Below are 263 nucleotides of genomic sequence, written 5' to 3' on the forward strand. Positions count from 1 at the left end.
CTGCTGACGCCCCACCGTGGCGTCGGGAGCTTCTGGACCACCGAGGACACCAACCGACTCCGGTTCGTGGAGGACTGGCCTGATGGCGACACTGACGACGCCGCACCTGAGACACTTGACGCCCTCGCAGATCGTTAAGGCCGTCACCCCCCGGCTGTCGAAGCAGCACCGGCGCTGGATCAACCGTGGCGACCGGACCGACGTGCTGGGCGTCTTCGATGCGGGCGACCGGCCCGCCGTGTGGATGCGGATACGGCCGCGTG

General features: G+C 68.8%; 1 protein-coding gene. It reads left to right on the forward strand.

The features are described from left to right. Window positions 1-82 precede the first annotated feature (82 nt). Window positions 83-263 (forward strand): hypothetical protein (locus R0J92_RS23790; protein ID WP_411053489.1); only part of this gene is annotated, 181 nt, incomplete at its 3' end.

Source organism: Tritonibacter sp. SIMBA_163 (genome assembly GCF_046535935.1).
Lineage (GTDB): Bacteria > Pseudomonadota > Alphaproteobacteria > Rhodobacterales > Rhodobacteraceae > Epibacterium > Epibacterium scottomollicae.